21 protein-coding genes and 1 pseudogene are annotated in these 25822 nt (G+C 50.1%); 9 read left to right on the top strand and 13 right to left on the bottom strand.

The window, feature by feature from the left end; genetic code table 11:
- Positions 1-14: 14 nt before the first annotated feature.
- From J2X61_RS22100 to J2X61_RS22075, 7 genes and pseudogenes are all read right to left on the bottom strand, one after another.
- Positions 15-884 (bottom strand): metal ABC transporter substrate-binding protein, encoded by an 870-nt coding sequence (locus tag J2X61_RS22100; RefSeq protein WP_310190621.1) that lies wholly within the window; start codon positions 882-884, stop codon positions 15-17.
- Between the two features lie 195 nt (positions 885-1079).
- On the bottom strand, positions 1080-1445 hold the full coding sequence (locus tag J2X61_RS22095; RefSeq protein ID WP_274467915.1) for a hypothetical protein: 366 nt from the start codon (positions 1443-1445) through the stop codon (positions 1080-1082).
- Positions 1446-1550: 105 nt separating this feature from the next.
- Positions 1551-3548 (bottom strand): methionine--tRNA ligase, encoded by a 1998-nt coding sequence (gene metG / locus J2X61_RS22090; RefSeq protein ID WP_310190618.1) that lies wholly within the window; start codon positions 3546-3548, stop codon positions 1551-1553.
- A gap of 375 nt (positions 3549-3923) precedes the next feature.
- Positions 3924-4172 (bottom strand): membrane protein insertion efficiency factor YidD, encoded by a 249-nt coding sequence (yidD, locus tag J2X61_RS22085; protein ID WP_274467913.1) that lies wholly within the window; start codon positions 4170-4172, stop codon positions 3924-3926.
- An 894-nt stretch (positions 4173-5066) separates the two neighbouring features.
- A pseudogene (locus tag J2X61_RS36435) lies at positions 5067-5198 on the bottom strand (transposase); the annotation flags it as partial.
- A 1172-nt stretch (positions 5199-6370) separates the two neighbouring features.
- Positions 6371-7177: a pyruvate, water dikinase regulatory protein gene (locus tag J2X61_RS22080; protein WP_274467911.1), complete on the bottom strand. Its 807-nt coding sequence runs from the start codon at positions 7175-7177 to the stop codon at positions 6371-6373.
- Between the two features lie 98 nt (positions 7178-7275).
- Positions 7276-9303: a beta-galactosidase gene (locus J2X61_RS22075; RefSeq protein WP_274467910.1), complete on the bottom strand. Its 2028-nt coding sequence runs from the start codon at positions 9301-9303 to the stop codon at positions 7276-7278.
- A gap of 128 nt (positions 9304-9431) precedes the next feature.
- On the opposite strand from J2X61_RS22075, the gene J2X61_RS22070 reads away from it, so the two are divergent.
- Positions 9432-10253, top strand: coding sequence for an AraC family transcriptional regulator (locus J2X61_RS22070; RefSeq protein ID WP_310190615.1), 822 nt, complete (start codon positions 9432-9434; stop codon positions 10251-10253).
- Between the two features lie 60 nt (positions 10254-10313).
- A complete protein-coding gene (locus J2X61_RS22065; protein ID WP_310190613.1) occupies positions 10314-10955 on the top strand; it encodes a DsbA family oxidoreductase in 642 nt (213 codons plus the stop codon).
- An 86-nt stretch (positions 10956-11041) separates the two neighbouring features.
- Here the strand turns inward: J2X61_RS22065 and J2X61_RS22060 are convergent, their stop codons facing one another.
- Positions 11042-12439 carry an MFS transporter gene (locus tag J2X61_RS22060; RefSeq protein ID WP_274467907.1) on the bottom strand — a complete coding sequence of 466 codons (1398 nt, stop codon included), beginning with the start codon at positions 12437-12439 and terminating at the stop codon, positions 11042-11044.
- A gap of 158 nt (positions 12440-12597) precedes the next feature.
- On the opposite strand from J2X61_RS22060, the gene J2X61_RS22055 reads away from it, so the two are divergent.
- Positions 12598-14691: an LTA synthase family protein gene (locus tag J2X61_RS22055; protein WP_310190610.1), complete on the top strand. Its 2094-nt coding sequence runs from the start codon at positions 12598-12600 to the stop codon at positions 14689-14691.
- Positions 14692-14751: 60 nt separating this feature from the next.
- Positions 14752-15135: a YmaF family protein gene (locus J2X61_RS22050; protein ID WP_274467905.1), complete on the top strand. Its 384-nt coding sequence runs from the start codon at positions 14752-14754 to the stop codon at positions 15133-15135.
- Between the two features lie 53 nt (positions 15136-15188).
- Here J2X61_RS22050 and J2X61_RS22045 read toward each other — a convergent pair whose 3' ends face one another.
- Both J2X61_RS22045 and J2X61_RS22040 read right to left on the bottom strand, forming a co-directional pair.
- Positions 15189-16169, bottom strand: coding sequence for an aldose 1-epimerase (locus J2X61_RS22045; protein WP_310190608.1), 981 nt, complete (start codon positions 16167-16169; stop codon positions 15189-15191).
- Between the two features lie 5 nt (positions 16170-16174).
- Entirely contained in the window at positions 16175-17146 is a 972-nt protein-coding gene (locus J2X61_RS22040; protein ID WP_310190606.1) for a CPBP family intramembrane glutamic endopeptidase, read from the bottom strand.
- 94 nt (positions 17147-17240) lie between these two features.
- On the opposite strand from J2X61_RS22040, the gene J2X61_RS22035 reads away from it, so the two are divergent.
- Both J2X61_RS22035 and J2X61_RS22030 read left to right on the top strand, forming a co-directional pair.
- Positions 17241-18599 carry a sensor histidine kinase gene (locus J2X61_RS22035; RefSeq protein ID WP_310190603.1) on the top strand — a complete coding sequence of 453 codons (1359 nt, stop codon included), beginning with the start codon at positions 17241-17243 and terminating at the stop codon, positions 18597-18599.
- 12 nt (positions 18600-18611) lie between these two features.
- The gene (locus J2X61_RS22030) at positions 18612-19310 is read left to right on the top strand and encodes a response regulator transcription factor (protein ID WP_310190601.1); all 699 of its coding nucleotides are present in this window, start codon (positions 18612-18614) and stop codon (positions 19308-19310) included.
- A 1-nt stretch (position 19311) separates the two neighbouring features.
- Here J2X61_RS22030 and J2X61_RS22025 read toward each other — a convergent pair whose 3' ends face one another.
- Positions 19312-20157, bottom strand: a complete 846-nt coding sequence (locus J2X61_RS22025; protein ID WP_274469282.1) for a YitT family protein — start codon at positions 20155-20157, stop codon at positions 19312-19314.
- 256 nt (positions 20158-20413) lie between these two features.
- Here J2X61_RS22025 and J2X61_RS22020 point away from each other — a divergent pair, with 256 nt between their 5' ends.
- Positions 20414-22516 carry an LTA synthase family protein gene (locus tag J2X61_RS22020; RefSeq protein ID WP_310190599.1) on the top strand — a complete coding sequence of 701 codons (2103 nt, stop codon included), beginning with the start codon at positions 20414-20416 and terminating at the stop codon, positions 22514-22516.
- A 55-nt stretch (positions 22517-22571) separates the two neighbouring features.
- Here the strand turns inward: J2X61_RS22020 and J2X61_RS22015 are convergent, their stop codons facing one another.
- Positions 22572-23591, bottom strand: coding sequence for a Gfo/Idh/MocA family protein (locus tag J2X61_RS22015; protein ID WP_274467899.1), 1020 nt, complete (start codon positions 23589-23591; stop codon positions 22572-22574).
- A 31-nt stretch (positions 23592-23622) separates the two neighbouring features.
- A complete protein-coding gene (locus tag J2X61_RS22010; RefSeq protein WP_274467898.1) occupies positions 23623-24390 on the bottom strand; it encodes a sugar phosphate isomerase/epimerase family protein in 768 nt (255 codons plus the stop codon).
- A 135-nt stretch (positions 24391-24525) separates the two neighbouring features.
- Between J2X61_RS22010 and J2X61_RS22005 the strand changes: the two genes are divergently transcribed.
- Both J2X61_RS22005 and J2X61_RS22000 read left to right on the top strand, forming a co-directional pair.
- A complete protein-coding gene (locus J2X61_RS22005; RefSeq protein WP_274467897.1) occupies positions 24526-25326 on the top strand; it encodes an AraC family transcriptional regulator in 801 nt (266 codons plus the stop codon).
- 243 nt (positions 25327-25569) lie between these two features.
- Positions 25570-25797, top strand: coding sequence for a 3-dehydroquinate dehydratase (locus tag J2X61_RS22000; RefSeq protein ID WP_090822679.1), 228 nt, complete (start codon positions 25570-25572; stop codon positions 25795-25797).
- Positions 25798-25822 lie beyond the last annotated feature (25 nt).

Here is a 25822-nt window from a genome sequence, read left to right as displayed (position 1 = left end):
TGAAACCTCTCTTCTTATTGTAAAGCGATCACTAGATTTTTCAAATTTTTGTCCATAATCGAAATATACGTCTCGCCGGCTTTCGCTTGCTCTTCCGTTAAGCCTTCTAGGGGGTTGAGGACCATGGTATCTACCTTGGCATCATTGGCCAGCGTTTTGGCCAGCTTATCGGATACAAGCTCCTCAAAAAATATATATTTCAACTGATGCTCTTTGATGTATTCATTCATTTTCTTCAAATCCTGCGCCGTAGGCTCGGCATCAGGCGATAACCCCATAATCGCCAATTGCGTCAAACCGTAATCTCTGCACAAGTAGGCAAAAGCTTGATGGGATACGGCGATTTCCTTCTTCGACGTCTGACCTAGCTCTTTTTTATAACGAGCGTCCAAATCGTTTAATTTCGCCGCATAGCTGGCATAATTTCGTTCATACGCTTCCTTATGCGCAGGATCGGCGCTAATTAACGCATCTTTAATATTATTAGCCATTTTTACAGCATTTAACGGGCTTAGCCATGCATGAGGATCGAATTCCTCTTTATTTTCTGCCGTTTTTATCAAATTGGCCCCTTGACTGGCCTCGACAACCTTTAAAGTCGAATCTGCGGACAGACTCCCCAAGAAATCTTTTACCCAACCTTCAAACCCCGCGCCTTGATACACGAAAACTTGGGCTTGTGTCATATTTTTGATATCTCTGCTTTTTGGCGACCAATCGTGAGGCTCTACACCAGCCGGAACGAGGTTGATGGCATTCACATACTCGCCGCCAATCTCCTTCGTAAACTCATATAGAGGATAAAAGCTGGTGACCACATTCACTTTGCCTTCAACCAATGTTGCTTTCGAAGAGCTGCCGCAACCAACGATCAACATTGCCATTACAGCCAATAATGCTATAAGAAGTATTTTTTTTATACGAACCAAGGAACCTCACTCCACCCATGTCTAAATCGTAATATTTTTTATTAACGAATTGATTATACGAGTCCCCCCAGATGAAGTCAATACAATAGCCGGCTAAAATAAAAAAGGCATGCTGCGAATTGTCACAGCATAGCCTTAATTCTTTAAATCCTAAGAGGAACTCCCATTACTATCTTCTGTTTTCTTCTTGGATTTGTCAGAGCTTTCCTTCTTATCGGATTTCGATTGTTGGGACTTCTCGCTCTCTTCTTTCAGCTTCTTGTATCGCTCTTCGGATTGCTTGTTCAACTTCTCTTCTTGTTGCCACTTATATTGAATGATCTCATTATACATCTCATACTGTTTCTTCAACTCTTGGTTGATGATACTGTTGTCTTCCTTCTTGCCTTGGGCTTTCGTTTCCTTCTTCTCTTTCTCTTCTTTCTTTTTATCTGAGCCTCCGCCAAAAAGCGAACAAGATGTCAGAACGAACACCATGCCTGTGATAAACAATAGCTTCGCGTACCGAGCACTCATGCATCTCACTCCGTAATTCGTGATTAGTTTCCTTTAGAATGCCCGGTACACCTCAAAAAAAACGCCGCTCCCCTTAGTAATTACAGGGAAGCGGCATGTGCTCGCTTACTTGACAATGGCGCCGTTCGGCATCGAATCCGGCACAGTGGCAAGCGTCAATTGGTCGCCATGCGATGCGGCGAGAATCATACCTTGGGACAGCTCGCCGCGCAGCTTGGCGGGCTTCAGGTTCGTGACGCAGATGACCTTGCGTCCAGCCAGCTCCTCGGGCGAGTAGAACTTCGCGATGCCCGAGACGACTTGCCGCTGCTCGTAACCGAGATCGAGCTGCAGCTTCAATAGCTTATCGGCGCCTTTGACAGGCTCCGCCGATATCACCTGTGCCACGCGCAGCTCCACCTTGGCGAAATCGTCAATGCCGATTTCGTCCTTAGGTTCCGGCGCGGGTACGCTCGAAGCAGCCTCTGCAGGGGCTGCTGCCTTCTCTTCGGCGGCGCTGGAAGCGTCGCCTCCGCCCATCGCCTGGACGATGTAGGCAACCTCTGCCGCGGCGTCCAGTCTCGGGAACATCGGCTCTCCCTTCTGCACCGTGGTGCCCGCAGGGAGATGCCCGAAGCTCTGCACGCTTTCCCATCCGGTCAAGCGTGGCAGTTCTTCAGCAGCCAGACCAAGCTGCTGCCAGATCAATTGCGGCGTCTTCGTCAGGAACGGACGCAGCAATACGGATGAAATGCGCTGGGACTCGGCCAGCACATACATCACCGAGCCAAGAGTTTCACGCTTGGCTTCGTCTTTTACCATCGACCACGGCTGCGTCTCGTCGATATATTTGTTCGTGCGGGAGATCAGCTGCCACACGGCGGCCAGGGCGATGGAGAACTCCATCTTCTCCATCGCTTCCTCATACTTCGCTACCGTTGTGCGGACAGTCTCCAGGAGACTTTCGTCGAATTCGGTAGCCCCGGCAACATAAGCGGGAATTCGGCCGGCGAAGTACTTATCGATCATAACGATCGTACGGTTCAGCAAATTCCCCAAATCATTGGCGAGGTCATGATTGACCCGCTCCACGAAACTTTCCGGCGTGAACGTACCGTCAGCACCGAAAGGAACTTCGCGCATCAAGTAATACCGAAGCGCATCGAGACCGTAACGGTCAATCAACGTTACCGGATCAACCACATTGCCCTTCGACTTCGACATCTTGCCGTCCTTCATGAGCAGCCAGCCGTGCGCAAACACTTTCTTCGGCAGAGGAATATCCAACGCCATCAGCATGATCGGCCAGTAAATCGTATGGAAACGCACAATCTCTTTGCTCATCAAATGCACGTCAGCGGGCCAATATTTCTCGAACAAGCTGTCATCTTCGGAGCCATAGCCCAGTGCAGTAATGTAATTCGACAGCGCGTCGATCCAAACATAGATGACATGCTTAGGATCGCCGGGAACCTTAATCCCCCAGTCGAACGTTGTCCGCGATACCGCCAAATCTTCAAGACCCGGTTTGATGAAATTGTTCAACATTTCATTCTTGCGGGACTCCGGCTGGATGAAATCCGGATTCTCATCATAATATTGCACCAACCGATCCGCATATTTGCTCATGCGGAAGAAATACGTTTGCTCCTTCATTTTCTCGACAGGACGTCCGCAATCCGGACATTTCCCGTCAACCAGCTTGCTTTCCGGGAAGAAAGACTCATCCGGGATACAGTACCAGCCTTCATACTCACCCAAATAAATATCGCCTTGATCAAGCAATCTTTGAAAAATCTTGCCAACCGCCTGCTTATGACGATCATCCGTCGTACGAATAAAATCGTCATAAGAAATATCAAGCTTGCTCCAGAGCTCCTTAATACCGGCAACGATTTGATCCACAAATTGTTGCGGAGTCGTCCCCTTCTCCTGCGCCTTGCGTTCAATCTTCTGACCGTGCTCATCCGTTCCTGTTAAGTACCGGACATCAAAGCCGCGCAGGCGCTTATATCGCGCCATTGCATCGCCAGCCACCGTCGAATAAGCATGACCGATATGAAGCTTATCACTCGGATAATAAATCGGGGTTGTGATGTAGAAACTGTTCGATTTCGTTGTCATTCCTCGTTCCTCCTAAAACAAAAGTAGAAAACACAAAAAGCCCTCATCCATCTTGGGACGAGAGCTGAACTCACGCGGTACCACCCAGGTTCCCCCGCCTTTCGCAAGCTCGGGGCTCAGTAAGTCAATATTGACTTGCCCATTAACGCTGGGACACGAAGCCAGCTTACTCCCAAATGTGCATGCAAATCACAGCTGTGACATTAACACTGGGCAGCTCGAAGGCTTATTCTCCGGGACCATATTCCAAACTTGTTCCTATACCGGCTTTCACCTGACCCGGCTCTCTGTTCATAGGCTTCCATTTGTACTTATCCGTTCATCGAACCATATTCAACATCTTAAGGCAAATATATCGAAAAGAAGAGCCGCCTGTCAAGCCGACTGATCGTTATGAGTTAATTTATCCTCCCGCGGCGGTACATAGTCGATTCCGCCTGGATGGAACGGGTGGCATTTGCATATTCTTTTGACCGAGAGCCATGATCCTTTCAGTGCTCCATGAACCTCTATGGCCTCCAGTGCGTACTGCGAGCATGTAGGATAAAACCGGCAGGTAGGCGGCTTCAACGGCGATATAAACTTTCGATAGAAATGAATCGGAATCTGCAACGTCCTTTTCATATTCGCGGCTCGCTCCCTACTCCAAAATATCAGCATATGTTACTTCCTCATCATGCCTGAAAAAAAGATCGGGGTCAAATCATCCTACCGCCGATATGGTGTGGAGGATGTAGATGTACGCCATATTTACGCTGACATTTGGAAATAGTTAAGAAAAGTCGGATAAAAATAGTTCGAAACCGCCATTCTGAACCATTTCCGCAGCAAGGTACGACAATCTAACGTATGATTACCTTTCAACTTATTATGATAATGTGATAGACCGATAGGCTTCCTAGGATCTATGCGCCGTATGCTTAATTTGTTACTTAATCGATTCATCTTGGATTCGATATAGGATTGAAAATCCCAAGTCGATGAAGTTGAAGTGCTCAAGGAAGAAGTAACGGTGCTTAAGGAGTAAGTAGAAAGTGAAGTAGATGAGGAAGTAGATGAGGAAGTAGATGAGGAAGTAGATGAGGAAGTAGATGAGGAAGTAGATGAGGAAGTAGATATGGAAGTAAATGTGGGACTAGATGTAGAAGTTGAAGTTGAAGTTGATGAGGAAAATGAAGATTTCGGAGTCAGTTCGGAGAGATTCGCTGGTGTCGACCCTATCGATATTAGCTGACAGTCCGAGTCTGCTTGAGATGTATGCTTCTGCACATTTACCCCGGAATTTTCTGACTTACTTAATACATTAAGCCTATGATTCGTATATTCATACGAAAATATAATTTTTTTCATTAGAAGTTGGGCACTTCTATAATTTATTCCTAGCGAACGGGCAAGACTACTAACCGTCATACTCCCCTCCGCTTGAATGTAAAGGTGAATAGCCTGAAACCAGACCAGTAATGGAAGTTTTGATTTATGCATGATTGTGCCCGCGGTAATGGAAACCTGCATGCGGCACTCCTTGCACTCTAATAATCTTCTCGTTCGTATATTGAACGCTTCGTTATGGTCACACCAAGGACAATGAAAGCCGCTGGACCAGCGCAATTCCGACAAAAACTCCTCACATTCCTCTTCTGTATGAAGCACTGTTGAATCCAGATTAACATATTGTCTGCTCACTATCCCACCCCAACACCAAACATTTGTTCTCCTTTATTATACCAAACATATGTTCCGATTGGAAGGGTTTGTCGGAAATATTTTTTACAAAAAGCTGCTCTAACCATGCCTAATATTCATAAATAAAAGATTCTGTTGTATATACAAAGCAAACGTAATTCTTTGAGTTGAGATAGATCAGGTTAGAGTTTAAGTGGAAGTAATCCTGTGAAAAATTGGGTCAAATTAAACCTATAAGAGATTTGATGAAGTAATTCTCTGCTAGATTTTTAGCAGATGCAACTCAGTTTAGAGTGTTGTTGAGGCTACCTTACTAGGGTTTCTGTAGAAATAATTCGGTTCAGAGTTTTAGCAGCAGTAAATCAGGTTGGAGTTTTTAGTGGAAGTTATCCTATAGGATCTAGTGTCTATTGTAAATAATTCTAATTAGGGATAAAAGCATGTAAGCTCAGTTTTGGGAATTCAAAAGTAGAAATTATAATTTGTAGATACTACAGAAAATATGTTTTATCAATAGATTGAGTGCCCGAGCACTTGGTTCACGGCAGGTAGTAAGGGCGACCCTGAGGCTGGTGGCTGATGCAGGTATGAACCGTCCCGATAAAATGCAAGTTACGAATTGTTGGTGCAGTGGACAGGGTCGGGGTTCGGGTGCTTATTTTTGGTACGCTGTCCAAAAAGAGATGGTTAGGATACGCCGATGATTCGGATTCGCATATTTATGATGCGGAGGTACGAATTGTAGTTTATAGATACAACAGAAAATGCGTTTTATCAATGAATTGAGTGTCGGGACACTAGGTTCACGCCAGGTACTAAGGACTAGACTGGACAAGGTGGCTGATGTAGGAATGCGCCGCCCGATAAACCGGATATAAGTTACGAGGTGTTTGCCTTGTACAGAGAGTCAGGGATCGTAATCGCGAGAGTTCGGGGGTCGGGGTTCGGAAGTTCGGGTTCGGGGGTCGGGGGTCATTGTTTCGTGTTCGCGAGAGTTCGGGGTGTGGAGTTCGGGGGTCGGAGGTCGAGGCTCAGGGTTCAGGGTTCAGGCTTCAGGGTTCGGGGGCGTGGAGCGGAAACGAAGCAATAGAAAAGCGAAGCCTGAGCGTTAGGCGCTCAGGGCATCGCTGGAATTGAATTTATCTGATTGAGATGAGGTCGAGAATAACTTCAGCCGTTTCTTCAATCGCTTTGTTGGTGACGTTGATTATCGGACAATTAAGCTGTTTCATGATGGATTCGGCATAAGCGAGTTCGTCTTGGATGCGGCGATAGGTGGCGTACTCGGAGCCGTCCGGAAGGCCAACGGTTTTGAGACGCTCAAGACGAATCTGCAGGATTTGACTGGCATCCATGGTGAGGCCAATGATGCGCTTGGCGGGAATTTTGAACAGCTCAGCCGGCAGTTTGATCTCCGGAATAATAGGTAGGTTGGCCGATTTGATGCCTTTATGCGCTAGGTAGATGCTTAGCGGTGTTTTGGACGTTCGAGAGACTCCGATGAGGACGACTTCGGCTTGCAGCATGCCGCGGTTGTCTTTGCCGTCGTCATATTTGACAGCGAATTCAATTGCATCTACGCGGCGGAAGTAATGGGCGTCCATCTCGTGCAGCAGGCCAGGCTTGCGCTTGGGCTTATCTCCATAAGTTTCGGAGAAAGCTTCGAGCATCGGCCCCATGATGTCAACAGCTTTGACTCCCAGACGAAAAGCTTCATTCCTCATCGTTTCACGAAGTTCCGGCTGGACTAAGGTATAGGCGACAAATCCTCCGGCAGCAGCCGCCTCCTGCAGCATTTGCACGATTTCATCTTGCCCGCTGATATGACCGTAACGCTTGATCCTGATCTGTTCGGAATTAAATTGACGAATGGTAGCCCTGGCAACGGCATCGGCGGTTTCTCCAATTGAATCTGAGCAAATAAACAACTGCTGTTGTTCGGTCACACGGCACCCCCTCTTGAACCTACTTTACGATTAAATTATACCTAAAAAACAAAAAAACCTCTATCTTTGGAAAAAGATAAAGGTTATGGCTTGTTTTTTTACTTTTGCTGCAGAATAAGAACGCCTTTGGCTGGGATGGTGACGTTATTTTCGACGAATTGCCCGGAAAGCAGATCCGTTGCTTTGAAAGCGCCCAGTTCTACCTTAGTCGGCTGATTGTTGTGGTTCATGACGAACATAAACGATTCCTTATTTTTGACACGTTCCGAGATTTCAACGCCTGCTACCGGCAGGATAGGAGCTACGATGCCTTTCTCCTGACACAGGTTGCGGATGAATCCCTGCAAGAAAGCGGGCTCAGGACTTGATGCCATATACCACGCTTGGCCTGAGCCGTATTTGTTGACGGTCAGCGCCGGCATTCCCTGATAGAAATCGCTGCCATAGACGGCTTTGACTTCGGCTCCTTCCGCATGGATAAGGTCGCACAGGAGGCCGCACTCATATTCCCCTTGCAGCGCGCCCCACGCCTCGTTGAGGACGATTTGGTTGCGCTGGTCAGGGAACAGGGCATCGATCTCTTCCGCCCAAATGCCAAGTACTTTGCGCAGTTCGCCTGGGTAGCCGCCAAGGGTAACGATATCGCTCTCATTGACGATGCCGCTGAAGAAGGTGGTGAGGAAGGTGCCTCCACCTTGAACGAACGCCTCAACGCGCGCCGCATAGCCTTCTTTGAGCATGTAGAGAACTGGAGCGATAACGATATCATAGCCGGTTAGATCGTCGTCGGTCCCGATCAGGTCTGTCTGGATGTTTTGCTGATAAAGAGCATCATAGTATTTATGAACTTCATCAACGTATTTCAGCGCGACGGTCGGTCCGCTGGAAAGCTCAACGGCCCAACGGTTTTCCCAATCATAGACGATTGCGACTCGGGCACGCACTCTGGAGTCCAACAGTTTGTCAGACAACGTCTGCAGCTCTGCCCCCAGCTCCGCACACTCCCGGAAAACACGTGTATGTTCATGTCCGACGTGCTCGATAACCGCACCGTGGTATTTCTCGCATGCCCCGACTGATCTCCGCAGCTGGAAGAACATCACGGTATCCGCTCCGCGAGCCACGGCTTGGTAGCTCCAAAGCTTCATGACGCCCGGCCGCTTCAAGGAGTTATAAGGCTGCCAGTTTTGCTGGCTGGGAGTTTGCTCCATCAGCATGAATGGCTGGCCCTGCTTCAAGCCGCGCATCAAATCGTGCGTCATTGCGGTAAGACTTGTCGGTGTATTCAATGACGGGTAGTTGTCCCAGGAGATGACATCCATGTATTTTGCCCATTTGAAGTAATCCAATGGCTTGTACAAACCCATCAAATTGGTGGTTACCGGCAACTCCGGCGTGTGTTTTTTGACTGCATGGTATTCTAATTTATAACATTCCAACAAGCTATCGGACATGAATCTGCGATAGTCCAGCGAAATGCCTTGAAAGTTCGTATTGTCCTCTCCCCACTCTTCGGAAAGCGCATTCGGCGGTACGATTTCTTCCCACTCATAGAAGGTGTGTCCCCAGAAGCTCGTATTCCATGCTTTATTCAAGGCAGCCAGCGAAGTATAACGGTCCTGAAGCCAGACGCGGAAGCTTGCCGCACATTGATCGCAGTAGCAGTAACCGCCGTATTCGTTGGAGATGTGCCAAATCAGGACGGCCGGATGTTCCTTATACCGCTCTGCCAGCTTGTCGGCTAGCAGCGCCGAATATTTGCGATATGTCGGGGAGTTCGGGCATGAATTGTGCCTGCCGCCGAATTTGCGCTTGCGCCCTTCAAAATCGACGCGCAGCACATCGGGATACTTGTGCGCCATCCATGCGGGATGGGCTCCCGTACTGGTAGCCAAGCATACATAGGTCCCATTCTCATAAAGCTTGTTAATAATGTCGTCCAACCACTCAAAATCATAGGACTCTTCATTCTTCTGGATGCGAGCCCACGAAAATACGTTAACAGTGGCTACATCGATGCCGGCGAGTTTGAACATCCGCACATCTTCATCCATCACTTCTTTATCCCATTGCTCGGGATTGTAGTCCCCGCCGTACCATATTTTCGGTAGCTTGTCATTAATCACGCTAATGCACCTCTTCCATCCCTCAATGTTCATATAAGAATAAATTCATTGTATTGGATTCTATTTCATCTTAAAATATAATATTTTTACGAACTAATATAAAAAAATGGAACTGGTGACATCCTAACATGCATAAAAGATACCAATTGACGCCTTCGACTGCGCAACCGTTTCCGCTTTTTATCGAAAGTATCGGACATCATGAAGATCAAGAGAAGCTCGTAAGGCCGGAGGGCTATCCTTGCTATCATTGGCTGCAAACGTACGACGGCGAAGGCGAGTTTGTGCTGGACGGCAAGAAGTATGCGCTGCCTAAAGGGACTGGCGTACTGCTTCTGCCGGGCGTCCCGCATGCTTACTACGCCACAACGGATACCTGGTGCACACAATATGTCACCTTCAGCGGAGCTTGCGCAGAAGCGATTCTCAGCACGCTGGAGCTGATGGAATCCGCCGTATACAGGTGGGACGAGGACGGTCCGCTGCAGCTCGAGTTAGGCCAAATTCTTGCGCACATGGATGCAGGGTCCGAGTATACAGACTACGATGCCTCATCTGACTTGTACCGTTTCTTCATTCAGCTTAAAAAGCATGGGGAGATCAACAATCGCGTATCGATCCGCAATCAAATCGCGCATTTGCAGCCATTGCTCGGGTGGTTGGAGACGCACTACGTGAACCCTGATACAAGCTTGGAGCAAATGGCCGGCGTGCTGGCCGTCACACCGCGGCATATGAATACGATGTTCCGGATCGCCTTCGGTTTATCGCCTTATGCGTATTTAATTCGAATGCGTCTGCGTAAATCTAAGGAAATGCTGCTTCAGTTTCCGAACAAGACGGTCAAGGAAGTAGCGATTCGGGCAGGCTTCCGCGATGTCAGCCATTTCGTGTCCAGCTTCCGCAAGCATGTCGGCTTGACGCCAGAACGTTTCAGGCAGATGAATTAACTGTTTCAATGCGCTATAATAAAAATATAGTAACTATTCTAATTCGAGGAGTTTGCCGATATGATAATTCAAATTTTCGAAGATATTGTTTGCCCTTGGTGCCGGATCGGCAAAAAGAATTTGGAGGATGCGCTGGCTTCATTCGATGCCGAGCCTGTTGAGATTCACTACCGCGCTTACCAACTCGACCCCACGACTCCGCTGGAAGGCCACCCTTTCCGCGAGCTCATGGCGAATAAATTCCGCACGGGTGAGGATCAATTGAACGGCATGTTCCAGCAGGTGACGGAGGCCGGCAAGGCGGCCGGACTTCACTTTGATTTCTCGAAGGTTGAGAAAATGCCCAACACGCTGAAAGCACATCAGCTGCTTGCAATTGCCCCTGAAGAACTCAAAAAACCGCTGGTTGACGCGTTATTCAAAGCTTATTTCGAAGACGGACTGGATGTGGGTTCCTTCGAGGCTCTGTTAGATACCGCCGAACGAATCGGAATGAACCGCGAACAAACGGCTGAGCAGTTGAACGCGAACGCTGGTCTGGAGCAGGTGGAAGCCGATTTGGATTTTGCAAGTGAGGCCGGCGTTACCGGCGTGCCTTTCTTCGTCATCAACCGCAAGTATGCTCTTACCGGCGCTCAGCCTTCGGCTACTTTCCTGCAAGTTTTGCAGCAAATTAGTACGGAGAATTCCGACGAGGAATAAATAACGCAGTCCGTCTGCCTGGGGTTAACAGGCAGTAAAAAACCGGCCCTCTTGAAGCTTGAAGAGAGGCCGGTTTTTGGCATGTGTTAGACTGAAACGGAAGCCGTCTTTCTGGCAAAAATCCGCTTGTAAAACAGCCCGCTGAGGATAATAACAGCGGCAAAAATGATCAGCAGGTTGCTGAATGGAACCGCCGTTAACGTGCTGAGAACGGGATTCGTATAAAAGTCCATGAAGCCGCCATCCAGCAGTTTGGCAACAAGGGCCGTTCCGACCGCTCCCGAGATGAAGGTGATGAGGTTGAACAGCCCCATCCCCACCCCCGTCTCGCTCACATCAAGCGTTAAGGAGACACGATTGGCCAGAGCGGTTTGGACGAAGGAGAAGCCGACATAAGTAGGCAGCAGCGCCGCCGAAATGAGCCATGGCGAATGACCGACCATGAGCGCGATGGCCGCTAGGGAAATAACGAGCAGGCCGAGCCCGATAAACACGACATAATTGTTTCCCCGCTTATCCGCCAAGTTGCCGCCGATCGTCCCGAAGATGACGGAACACATAGCGCCCGGGAATAGAATAAGACCGATCGTACTGGTGCTGAGATCGTTGACTTTGGCCAGCATGAGCGGAATGACGAACATGATGCCCATGACCGTACAGAAGACGAGGAAGCCGACAATCAAACCGCCGCGAAGCAGTTTGTTTTTAAATAAGGAAGGCTCAATGAACGGATCTTTGGCCTGCCGAATGTGAAATATAAACCAGATGAGCAGTGCGGCGCTTGCCGCTAAAAAGTACCAATGCGGGTATGACAGGTAGACGGTAATACCCGCTACCGAAAGCGCCACGAGCGCTGCACCGAGCATATCGACACTGCCTGGTTTGCGCTTCTCTTCAGGCAATATCTGATTGAAGAACGGAATGGAAATAAGCGTAAACAGCGGAATGATAAATAAATACGTCCAGTGGAATGTCGCGGAGACGAACCCGCCTACCACCGGTCCAACGGCGATGGCGAAGGATACCGTCGAGGTCAGAAGCCCGAATACCTTCCCTCGATCCGAAGGCGAGAAATAACGGGCGACGACGACCATGACCAAGGCCGGAATGGCTGATGCGCCGGCCCCCTGCACGGCGCGGGCAAAAATGACGGCAGGATACCACGCTTGAAGCGCGAAGCCTAATGCGGATCCGACGCTATAAATAAGTATACCGGCGACGATCAGCTTTTTCAGCGAAAAAATATCCGATAAACGGCCGTAAATAACGGATCCGATACCGAAAAAGATAATGAACGTCGTCAGCACCCAGCTGACACCTGTCGGCGTAATCGCGTACTGCTTGGCGATCTCCGGCGTTGAGACGTTGAATACCGTTTCGTTCAAAACCGCAAAAAAGATAAGAAAAATAATCCATGGCACAGCCTTCTTGGCATCTATCACTTTCTCTTGCGCCACTTCTGTTGCAGTTGCAACATGCTGCATCGTTTCCACCTCCGGCTAACTAACTGTAAACTTTTCAATCACAATTAACTGTAATAATAATTATTATAGTTAGATCTGTCAATAGGTATCTTTCATCTTTTGCCAGGATATAAGATAATGATCCATGGACTTGCATTAATAGAACAGGAGTTACGAACATGAAAGCTTTCATTCGCTTACTAAAACATCTCCCCTCTCGACTGATGATCCTGGTCATTCCATTTATCTTAATGGCTATGGTCGAGTATTTGGAGCGAGGCTCCTACGAAGGGCTTCATGAGTGGGTCATGCATCACCCGCTCTCTATGGTTCTCGCTTATTTCGTTGTCGGAACCCTCTATGTATTCCTGATCGCCGTCACAGGCAGAGCCAAACTATCGTTCTGGCTGCTGTGTGCAGCGCTGCTGCCGCTTGGCGCAATCAGCGGAAGCAAACTGCAGGCCATAGGAAGCCCCTACTATCCATGGGACTTGTATTTTAACAATCAGATCATGGCGTACACCGCGTTTCTGAAAGAGTATTTAAATTACCGCATCATCGGGTGTACGGCCCTATTCCTTGTTGTAACCGCTGTTGTATTCCATGTGCTCTTGCGGGGCAAACGAATCGCGTTGAATTGGATCGAACGCAGTATATATGCGATTATCGCCATTGTCATGGCGGCAAGTCTCTACATGGACGCGCCGATTCCTTTCATGAGGTTGTACGGCATCTATACCGTTCCTTGGGATCAAACGATCACGTATGATGAGAACGGCTATCTATACTCCTCGGTTAAAATGCTCGGTTTTCTGAACGTAGACAAGCCTGCGGGGTACAGCAAGAAAGCGATTGAATCGATTATTGCCAAAATTCCTGAGAAACCGGCAGCAAGCGATAAAAAGCCGAATGTGATCGTCGTGCTCGGAGAATCGTTCTGGGATCCAACGCTGATGAAGAACGTTACGTTCAGCCGCGATCCGATTCCGAACCTGCATGCCTTGCAAAAACGATACACGAGCGGATGGATGCTGTCGCCGCAATTCGGGGGGAGCACGGCTAATGTAGAATTCGAAGTTTTGTCGGGGAATTCGATGCGATTTTTCGGACAGCCTCCTGATAAAATTCTTCCTTACATTCAATATGTGAACCATGGCGTCGATTCGCTGGCCAGTATTATGACGAGGCAAGGATATACGGCGACATCCATCAACCCGTTCTTCAGCTATTTCTTCGACAGCCGCAAAGTGTACAAGCACTTCGGCTTCTCGCGGTTTATTTCGAGCGAGTATTTCCCTAACGACTTTGAAGGTCCGAACTATGCGGATCGTGCGGTTGTGAACAAAATTATCGAGGAGACGGAGAAGAGTGCGGGACCTGATTTTATTTTTGCGAACACGATGGAAAATCATCATCCTTACAACCCCGGTAAGTTCAGTAAGAATACGATTGAAGTAACCGGCGATATTTCTGCTGAATCCAAGGGCATTTTGGAAACTTATGCGCAAGGCATCTCAGCGACGGACAAAGCGCTGCAATCGCTTGTGGATTATTACTCCAAGCGGCAGGAGCCGACGATCCTGTTGTTCTTCGGGGATCATTTCCCATTTTTTGAAGATGATTATAGGGTGTACCGCGACGCGAAGTATGTGCTTCCGAATGACCCGGATTTGTACGTGAAAACCCATTATACGCCATTTCTGATCTGGAACAATTACCTTCCTGCCGACCAGGAACAGTTCGAGCTCAAGATGAGCCCGTCATTTCTGGGGCCCAAGCTCTTGCATATGGCAGGCGTCCAAGGCAGTTATTACACCGACTATCTCTATGAGCTCTCGCAAAAGTTTCCGGTCATACCCCCAGAGAACATGTGGGACCAAGCGGGCTTGAAAGAAAGCGATCTAGCCGATTACAGAAAGCTGCAATATGATAATTTATTTGGCGGCCGCTACGGGTATGCAGCCAAAGGCTATAAAGATACGATTGTCCAGCAGGGCTACACGCTTGGTTACGGAGATCCCGTCATCAGCCAAGTGAGCCGGAGCGAGAACAAGCTGAAAGTAACCGGCAAGCCGTTTTATTCTTCGTGCAACGTGTATATCGACGGCAAGCTGTACAAATCCAATTTCGATGGCGACGCGACGTTATATGTCGATCTGTCCTCTTCGGATAATCCAATACTAGAGAGCGCTCCGTCCCATCAGGTCGAAGTTCGGATCTATGACGACAAGCATATGAAAATCGGCCAGTCGAACCCGTACCCGCTTCCGTAGTCATGAGCTCTCCCATTCAAGAATAGGATGAACCATAACCTGTTCAAAGGGGGAGCTTGTATGCCATGTTACGTTCCTCCGGCGCATGTTCACTTCTTCAAGATCATGTCGTCCGTAGAGCTCGGCCACAATCACCTGTTGCGGTTATACACCTTCAACGTCAATGGAACGGCCTACGATGGACATGTCCATCAATATCAAGGCATAACCGGGATCAAATACGGCCACTATCATAATTACTTCGGAACGACAGGACCTGCCATTCCGCTCCAAAACGGCACGCACTATCATCGTGTCGAGGGGATCGTCGAGCTCAACGCCTTCAACACGCCAAGAGGCAAAGCGCTGCAAATTTCCGCAGCAAGGGAAGGCAAAATCGAGGAATGGCATCAGCACTCATATTCCGGGTACTCGACGGCCGGGTTCAGCTATGAGCCTTGGTAATAAAAAAGAGTCAAGCTTAAGGCTTCGAACCTTATGCTTGACTCTTTTGTTATTTAGGCTAAATCTGTTATGCGGATCGACCATGTGAAGGCGAAGGTCTCTCCTGCCGCCAAGCCTTGCGCGCCGGACAGCGCAGGGGCGTAAGGCTCGTTGAACACGTTCATAATGCTCGTGTACGGCTCCAGGGATACCGCATCCGTCCATGGCGCGGTAAACAGCACGTGAATGGGAAACTTCTCTCCCATCTCAAACACAAGCTTCGTGCCCCGAGCCTCATAGCGCAGCTCGCACGTTTGCGGGCCGGGCTCCATGCTGAGCAGCTGCGAGCCGCCCGGGTAGTTCGGCAGCTCCGTCAGCACAGCGCCTTCCCGGAGCGCCGCCGTCAGCGCCGATGGCGCAGGCTCGCCCGCGGCGTAGCCGTCTGCGCTGAGCGGCCATTCCGCTGCCGCGGGGATGGCCACCTTCACGCGGCTGGCTTCGCCGCTCGCGTAAGCGAAATACGGGTGAAAGCCAAGCGACAGCGGCATCGTGCTGCCGCTCCGGTTGGCGATTTCACCGCTGAGCGACAACGTACCGTCCTTCAGCCGGTACGTGAAGCGGAAGCAGGCGGCGTGCGGATAATACGCCAGCATGTCCGGATGCTCCGCGAGGTCGAACTCCGCGGAGACATACGCCCCGCCAGCCGCGTCCGCGCCGCTGGCCACAACCTTCCACGGCTTCTCACGCAGCTCGCCGTGGGCGTGATCCGGCTCCCGGTTCTTCGGGAGCCGGTATTCGCGGCCTTCGAAGGTGAAGGCCGCCTGTTTGACGCGCCCCGGCGGGAACAGAATGGGCACGCCGTAGCGCGAGGACTTCTCGCGAAGCTCGGCGACGCCGGCCGGCTTCGCGATGTAAGCTTCGCCGCGCACGTCGAAGCGGAACAAGTGCAAGCCGACAGCCGGAATGACCTCGGCTGTCGCTTGGGCTTCGCGGTCGACGAGGCGAAGCGTCGACTCACCGTCCCACTCGCTCTGGATGAGTTCGTATCGATTCATATCATTCATTCCTCCTTAACGTTAACGTGTTGAATGGATTGGGTTACGGGCCGTCTTCTGTAATAGGCGATTAATGCCGCCATCCCGAGGACCAGCACGGCTGTGGTGACCAGGCTGCCTTCCGCGCCGAAGCCGCCGCCGGAAAGCAGCTCGCTTCCTTGAGCCCGGGCATGGGCAAGTGACGGCATCGGGGTGCCGGATACCTGGAAGCCGAAGATGCAGCCCTGGATGAAATTCCAGGACAGATGCAGCCCGACGGGCATCCATAGGCTTCCCGAAAGTACACGCGCCAAGCCGAACAACAGCCCGGCCAAGAGCAGATTGATCAGCGGCATCGGGGAGTTCCACATGCCCGGATTGAATGCATGCAGCAGGGCGAAGAACAGCGTCGACACGGCGACCGCTGCCTTGCCGCCGAAGCGCGCCTGGACAAGCCCCTGCAGGTACCCCCGGGCGAACAGCTCTTCATTAACGGCAACGCCGACGAACAGTAAGAATCCGCTTAAGAGCTCAAGCCCTAACGCCGGGGACCATGAACCGGTTTGGATGGCGATGCCGCCGAGCAGCCAAATGCCTGTGCAGGACACCGTAATCAGCAGCGCTCCGGCCGCGAAGCCCTCGCCGAACCTTCTGACGAGTCCGCGCGTGTGCAAGCCTAAGCTCCAGCCCTTGCGCCTCTCGAAAATGACATATGACAGGAGAACACCGCTGATGAAGCCGAAGATCTGCGCCCACAAGGCTGCCTTGATGAAGAAAGGATCCCGCGCCACAGCGTCCATGCTCAATCCCAGATCCGGCTGCCGCAGAATGGCGGCCACGGCTGCAGCTACCGAGACAAGAACGGTAATGACGACGATGAATACCAGGGTTAACAGGACTTTGCCCACAATCGTCATAATGGATATGGACGTTCGCTGCTTCTTAAGATCGATGAGGCTCCACTCCCTTCTCCCATTTATTCGTGAAGGATGTCCCATATCCTGCCACAGTCTGATAGGAAAGGAACTCTTGTGCAAATGTTGGCTCCATGCCACAATAGAGAAAATATGGATTCGCACAGGTGGAGGACTTATGCTTTTCGTATTATTTGCGCTTTGGATTATCGCGCTCGGGCTTCTGATGATCGATCCCCGGTCAAGCACGATGCGCTGGATGAGCTCGATTGCTTTCACAGGAGGCTTCGGAGCGCTCGCTGCCGTTCTATCGGAAACGTTCATCCCCTATATCCAGCTCACGGTGCCCAATCCGTCCATCACAAGCTTGCTCTATCGCGTGATGGGGATCTGCTCGCTCATCTCCTATTACGGACTGCCCTATTCATTCGCCATGCTCGCGTTGAACTATAACACTTCTTGGCAAAAGCCGCCGGTACGGGCCTGGCTTCCGTTCGCGCTGCTCATTCCGCCCCTCGCGTGCCTGCTGTTCACACCCGGCTATACCGAGGAACTGCCGATATCGTTCGGGGTCGTCGCCCTTTGGGCGGTTCCCTATATCTTCATTGGCGCCGTGATGATCGTGCTGAAGAAAGAGCGGCTGCCGGCCCTGAAGCGCACGCATTTGTTCACGTGCTTGGCGCTTCTGCCGCCGATCCTTTGTGTAGGCGTGCTGAACTATTTGATGCCGAGCTTCGGATTCTACCGGATGTGGGTGTACCACGTATGGATTCTCGCTTTCGTGGTGCCTTTTTTCATTTATACGTTCTTCAAATACGGCTTTCTCGGCATGCGGCTTCTGATCGAACGGCGCAAGCTGGATTCAACGCTCCGCGCGATCACGTCAGGCACGGCGATTTTAAATCATGCGATCAAGAACGATGTCGGCAAAATGCGCCTGTTTCTCGAGAAGATGAGACAGCACGCCGAAGAAACGAATCAGGAAGAGCTGCTGCGGGACATCGACGTCGTGATGGGAGCTTCCACGCATATTCGCGACATGATCACCCGCGTGCATGAACAGACGCAGGAGCTGCCGCTGCGCATGGCTCCGGTCCGCCTCGGAGAGCTGATCGATGAAGTGCTGCCGGCATTAAAGCCTTATGCGGCGGGTATCGAAGTGAACGTAAGCGTCGCGGAGAACATCATCCTGCCGCTGGACCGGATTCAGATGGCCGAGACCTTAACGAATGTGCTGATGAACGCCATAGAAGCGATGCCGCAAGGCGGCGTCATTACCGTACGAACCATTCAGACCAAAAAGCAGCTCGTGCTTGAAATTAAAGATACGGGCACTGGGATGGACAAAGAGGTGCTCAAGCAAGTGCTGGAACCGTTCTACACGACGAAAAGCGGGTCACGCAGCAACTTCGGGCTCGGACTCGCCTATTGCTACAGCGTGATGAAAAAACACGGCGGCTCGTTGGAGCTGAGCAGCTCCCCCGGCCGAGGCACCAGCGTGTTTCTCACGTTCTCGATGAAGGGATTACAGACATAAGGGGGGTTCACATTGGAACCTATTCGCGTATTGATTGTAGAGGATGATCTAGACTGGCTGCGCGGCCTCAAAGCTTATTTGAACCGCCAGCAGGACTTGACGGTCGTAGATACCGTCTCGACCGCGCAAGAGGCCAGAGAGCTCTTCGCGGGCGCAGAGCCGGGCGTTGACGTCGTATTGATGGATATCATGCTGCAGGATGAGCCTGCAGGGATCGCGCTTGCCGAACAGGCGTTCTTGGGATGGGGAGTCAAAGTCATTATGCTGACTTCGATGGAGGAGAAGGATTTCATTTTCCGCTCGTTTCAAGCCGGCGCTATCGACTACCAGATTAAATCCAGGTTCGAAGAACTTCCGGCTATTATCCGAGCCGTTCATGCGCGCCAAGCGTCCATCAATGCGGCTGTTGCCGAACAAATGCGGGAGGAGTTCCGCCGGTTGAAGCGCTTGGAGCATCAATTCAAGGTGAAGGAAATTCGCGATATGATCACCCCGACAGAGCTCCAGGTGCTGGAGATGATCGACCAAGGCCATACGCAAACGGAGATTGCGAACCGGTTCTTCATCTCCCTGCGAACGGTCAAAATTCATGTAGGTCATATTTTGAAAAAGTTGGGGAGTTCAAGCAGCAAAGATGCCGCCCAGCAAATACGGGATTTAGGCTTGTTCGAGCAAACCAGACCAGACAAGAATAAGGACGGCGAGCCTTGAATCAGTGAATGTCTTTTTTCTTGAATCTTCCGCCTTTGACATCGTGAATATTGCCGACTGCGAGGAACGCTGTAGGATCCAGTTCATCGACGATGGATTTCAACTTCGCTTCCTCCAGCCGCGTAATGACACAGAAGATCACCTTCTTATCCTCTCCGGAGAAGCCCCCTTCGCCTTCCAGATAAGTAACCCCGCGTCCCAGCCGGTCCAAGATCGCTTCGCCGATTTGTCTGAACCGGTCGCTGATGATCCAGACGGATTTGGACTCATCGAAGCCCTCAATCGTAACATCAATCATTTTGTAGGCAATGAAATAGGCAATTAAGGAATACATCGCGCGATCCCAACTGTAGACGAAGCCTGCGCTGCCTAGGATGAAGACGTTGAAGAACATCACGACCTCGCCTACGGAGAACGGGATTTTCTTGGATACAAGTATCGCAATGATCTCCGTTCCGTCCAGCGAGCCCCCGAACCGGATGACGATCCCGACCCCGATGCCGAGAATAATGCCGCCGAACACCGCAGCCAAGAGCGGGTCGTTCGTAAGCTCCGGAACCGGATGCAGCAAAGCCGTTCCCGCGGACATGATCAGAATGGCGAATAACGTCGATAAGGCGAACGTTTTACCGATCATTTTGTAACCGATGAAAAGAAAGGGCATATTGAGCAGCGTCAGGAAGATCCCTACTGGAACCTGGGATAAATAGGAGAGAATGATAGAGATCCCCGTTATGCCTCCGTCAATAATTTTGTTCGGAACCAAGAAGATTTCAAGGCCAACAGCCATTAATGCGGCTCCCAGGAAGAGGAAAATTCCGCGCCGGAATAAGCTGCTTTTGGTCATTCTGCGGTGTTGAGCCCGTATCGAGACTCTTTTCTGTAATTGGATCTGCTCCTTCGCCATGTTTTCATCCCCTTTATATGTCTTTTTTTGTATATTTATGTTTCTAGACCAAGGCGTCATTTTCCTTCTGAAAGCCTTCCTTCATCTAGTGAAAATGTCATAAAAATATTAGATAATCTACCATCGAATATTGTCATTTGCCATGGTATAATGTCAGATGTCATTTACAATTTATCTACAATCAGTAGGAGACCTTATGAAAATTAATTTTGAGCCATTCCTGCAATTTGCGCGGCAGCGGCTGCCTTTCGTATTTATTGCATTCATTCCCGTGGTTATTATGGAAATCCTGAGTCGTGGGCACTATATAGAAATGTTCACTTGGAGCTACAAGCATTTGGTCGAATTGCTCTTCAACGAATGGATCGTTTTCAGTTTGCTCCTGCTTTTGATTGCGGTTGTCGGCCGCACGCGGATGGCCTATTGGATCCTTTCCGGGGTTCTCCTCGTGCTCGCCCTGATCAGCGGCATTAAACTGAAAATTTTGGGGGTTCCGTTAACACCTTGGGATTTGGTCGTTGCGGGAGAAGCATCCGATATGGTGCAATATATTTCCAATATTTTCACGTTCAAAGTCTTGTTCATGATCGTGCTGTTCCTGGCGTCGAGCTACTTCCTGTTATACCGCACACCCTTATTTATGAAAAAGGTAGCGTTAAAAGAACGGGCAATTCTCGCACTTGTTTCGCTAGCCATGATATTCGCGGTCTACACGGATCGCCCGCTTCCTGTGCAGAAATGGTTCGGCATCCAAGCTTCCGTCTGGAATCAGGTTGAGAACACGCAGACGAACGGATATGCGCTGGCTACGTTCCTGAATACGAAATCCATGTTCAGCGACAAGCGTGAAGGCTACGACGACAAAGCGGTTGAAGCGATTGTCAGCCAGACACCTAAGCCTGTCAAAGCCGGCGACCCGAATGTGAAGCCGAATGTAATCGTCGTCTTAAGCGAAGCTTTCTGGGACCCTACGGTGATTAAAGGTGTGAAATTCAGCCGGGATCCGATCCCGTTCTTTCATAATTTGCAACAAACCGGAACAAGCGGCTCCTTGCTGTCGCCACAATACGGCGGCGGAACGGCCAACGTAGAATTTGAGGTTTTGACGGGCAATTCCATGCGCTTCCTGCCGCAAGGCTCGATTGCGTATAACCAGTTCATCTCGAACGAGGTGGATTCGCTGGCCAGCATTTATGCCAGACAAGGGTACACGTCGACGGCGATCAGCCCGTTTTACAATTGGTATTTTAACAGTAACAGAGTTTATAAGGATTTCGGCTTCGCGAAGTATATCCCGATCGAATATTTCAAGCCCAACTACTCCGGTCCGTACATTGCGGATAGCGAGGTGACGGCAAACATTATTCATGCGACGGAGCTGAGCGACGGTCCGGATTTCGTCTTCGCCAACACGATGGAGAATCATTTCCATTTCTATCCCGGCAAATTCCCGAAAAATACGATTGATGTGAGCGGAGACATCTCGCCTTCCTCCCAAGGGATGCTGGAGACGCTTGCCCAAGGCATCAGCGCGGCCGATAACATGTTGAAGGATCTTGTACAATATTATCAGAACAAAGGCGAACCGACCATCATTGCATTCTGGGGCGACCACCTGCCGGCCCTTGGGGATGATTATGCGACCTATATCGATACCAAATATATTAGCGGCAAGGACGATCCGGATTTCTTGAAAAAAATGTACAGCACACCGCTCGTCATCTGGAACAATTTCGATGACCGCAAAGATAAGCTGAACATTAGCCCGTCATTCTTAGGTCCTTATCTTATTGAATTATCCAAACAGCAAGGAAGCTATTATACGGATTATTTGAGCCAGCTTGCCAAGAAGATTCCGATCATCCCGCCCAAAGATTATTTTGAGTCGATGAACATTAACGAGTTGGATCTGAAAGATTACGAAACGCTGCAGTATGACATTCTTTTCGGCGATCGCCATGCTTATAAGGACTATGCTTCACCTATCGTCAATTCCAAATATATGCTCGGCTTCGGTCCCATACTCCTGGATCAAGTTGAGGCGGATTCCAAAGATATATCCGGCCGTACCAGCATCACGCTGACGGTTAAGGGCAGCAATCTGCCGCCGCTGGGCACAGTCATGCTGAATGGCAAAGCCGTGCCGACGACCTGGCAGGATGAGCATACCGTAATGGCCAAAGTAGAAGGCAATTTGTTGAAGGCCGGCATCTGGGACATTCAGGTTCATGTTGTAGACTCCAAAGAGAACGTCGTTGGTAAATCGAATACGCTGCCGATTGAAATCGGCGGCAGATAAAAAATCCCTCAAGCAGGTTGAACTGCTTGAGGGATTTTTGCAATTGGTATATGAATTAGAGCGTAATAACTTTGCCTGTCGCTTCGGATTCGAATGCAGCCAGGATGACTTCCAGGGAGCGTTTGCCTTCTTCACCGGAAATGCGCGGCTTCGTTCCGTTCACAATGCTCGCTACGAACTCATCGATCACGCCGCTGACGGTTTGCTTCTCGTTCGTCGCCACTTGGCCGACTTTGTAACGTTCAACGGTACCGTTGCGCAATTCGACGATAACTTGATCGTTCGGATCCGTATCGATTTTGATTACGCCGTTCTCGCACCAGAGTACGGTGGAGTTGTCTTGGCCTTTGTAGTATGTCCAGCTGGCAACCAAGGAGCCTGTTGCACCGCTCTTCATACGCAGCAAGCACGTCGCGTTATCGTCGATATCCGTGCCTTCTTTGTGCAGCGTGCCGACGAATGCTGCGACTTGTGCCACTTCATCGTTCAACAGCCAACGGATCAAGTCGGATTTGTGCACGCCGAGGTCACCCATAGCGCCCATGATCGCCTCTTCCTTGCGGAAGAACCAGCTCTCGCGGCCGTCAATGCTCCAGCCTTCCGGTCCCGGATGGCCGAAGGACGTACGGAACGTCAAGACTTTGCCAAGCTTGCCTGTCTCCAAAATCTCCTTCGCTTTCACGGACGGAGGCATGAGGCGCTGATTGTGGCCGACCATGAGGAAGACGCCGTTCTTCTTCGCCGCTTCGATCATCGCATCCGCTTCTTCCGCCGTCGTTGCCATCGGCTTCTCGACCAGCACGTGGGCGCCGGCGTTCGCAGCCGCGATGGAAACCTCTGCGTGCAAATAGTTTGGCGTACATACGCTTACTGCGTCAACTTTCTCTTGCTTGAACAGTTCTTGGTAGCTGCTGTACGCTTTGCCGCCATGAAGCTGCGCGTAGTGCTCCGCTCTTTCGATAACCGGATCGACGAAAGCGACAAGCTCAACATTCGGATTCAAGGCGTATTCAGGAATATGTCTATGTTTGGAGATAGAGCCGCAACCGATGACGGCAACTTTAATTTTGCTCATGATTAATGATACACTCCCTCAAAATTATGAATTATTTAACGTTGGTATAATGCTCTTTGACCCAGTTCAAGCTGTTCTCGATGCTCGTAAGCGGCGGCTTCTGGCAGTGATCCTGCTCAACGACGAGCCACTCCGCACCCGCTTGCTCCGCCGCAGCAATGACTTGCTCCAGCGGAACTTCGCCCAGACCAAGCTCCAGCGTAACCAGTTTGCCTTCCGAATCTTTCGTGAAATCCTTGAAGTGCACAAGCGGCAGACGGCCTGTGTACTTAGCGATATAAGCCAGCGGATCTTGTCCGGCATATTTCACCCAGCAGACGTCCATCTCAACCTGGATGGCTTCTTTGCCTGCGTACATGGCATCAAAGACGAACTCGCCGTCCACTTTATGATGGAATTCGAAATCATGATTATGGTATAAGAACTGCAAGCCTTGTTTCTTCACTTCGATCGCGAACTGCTCGCACTCCGCAATCAAGGCTTTCCATTGGTCGGCATTCTCACGCTCTTCCGCGCCGACATAAGGGCAAATTGCATATTTGGCGCCAATCGTATGCAAGTAGTCGATTTCACCTTGCAGGTTCTTGCGGAATCTATCTAAACTGATATGGCTTCCGATCGCTTTGAGCCCGAGTTCATCCAACAAAGCCTTCATCTCGGCTGCTGGCTTGTCGAAATATCCGGCGAACTCCACACCCTCATAACCTAATTGGGCAACATGGCGAAGCGTGCCTTCCAAATCTCTAGCCATGTCATCGCGAAGCGTGTACAATTGCAGACCAATGCCTAAACGTGCCATTCGTTCTCCTCTTTTCTTCATTCTCGATTTGGGTATTTCCAAGACTATGTACACAAGTATAACGGAACATAGCATATTGTTACCATTAACGATATAATCAAAACATCTCTTATTTGGCTACGAAAGGTGATTGCAATGGACATCGAGCTGTTAACCTGCGGCTATTCTTTTCATATGGAACCGTTTAATGTCAGCACCAAATCCGGACTTAACTCTTATCTTTTCCGTCTGCAGACCGAGGGCACAAGTGAAGCTCTCGTAGGCGGCGCCATGATGCCGATCGAAGCCGGACATCTGCTGCTCTTCCAACCCGGAGATCCCTACGAGCTGCGGATCGAACAGCCGGCAGACCAGCCCGGGAGCAAGATTGCCAGCGGCGACTACTATCTATTTTGCAAAGGGAGCTGGATCGACAGCTGGTGGAAGCGCACCCCCAAACAGACGTGTACGCGCATCGACCTGGATCCGCGGCTTATTTCCCTATGGCGCCAACTCATTCTTGAGAAACGCCGGATGGAAGAGGAGAACCGCGAGCTTAGCGGCTACCTGCTGCAGGCGCTTTGCGTTTATGTCGAACGTGCCATGACCGAAACGGTTTCCTTGCAGGGACGGCCATTTACAGGCACACGGATGAAACGATTCATCGAAGCCCATGCGACCGCCACCTTCAAAGTCGACGATGTGGCCGAACACGTGGGGCTCAGCGTCTCCCGGGCGGTTCATCTGTTCAAAGAATGCTTCGGCAAAACGATGATTCAATACGCCTTGGAAGTTCGATTGTCCAGCGCCGTTGAACGGATGCACGACAGTTCCATGTCGCTGGAACAAATCGCGCTAAGCTGCGGCTTCGGCAGTTACCCTTACTTCCACAGGGCTTTCAAGCATAGATTCGGCATCTCTCCCAAGCTGTACCGGCAGAAAGATTCACAGAGTTGAAAAATTCACAAATTTTTCATGTTCTTTCGGAGCGAGTTTGGAACTTTTTTGCCCGCTCATTCGTATATTCATTGACAAGAAAACCTAGAGTTGAAAGGTAGTAAAAGGAGGAATCGATCAAAAAGCGAATAGCTTCCCATGAAAATGCAAGTTTGTTTCAAAATTGTAAAACTATTTTAAGGTTAAATTAATAATAATCCTATATGCTAAACATATATCCAATTCCTAGGATGGTGAAAATCTATGAAAATGTTTATTACGATTCACAACAAACCCGTGCCTGTTTACTCCGATGAGAAAAATAAAAAGAAATTCAATCTATTGAAATCCGCTCTTGAAGCGAAAGTGATTAAAGGAAGAGCGACGATCAAGAAATGCTTGGACTCGATCATCTCCATCGAAATCGTTGGATGCGAAGCGATCCTGCATTCCTTCAACGAACGCGATTCATTGGCACTATCACTGTACTAATTAAAGTGAAGAGTCCACCGGGAGC

The sequence above is a fragment of the Bacillus sp. 3255 genome, assembly GCF_031456485.1.
In the GTDB taxonomy this organism is placed as follows: Bacteria; Bacillota; Bacilli; order Paenibacillales; family NBRC-103111; genus Paenibacillus_E.
The sequence above is the reverse complement of the archived record's forward strand: the minus strand, read 5'-3'. Positions and strand labels throughout refer to the sequence as shown.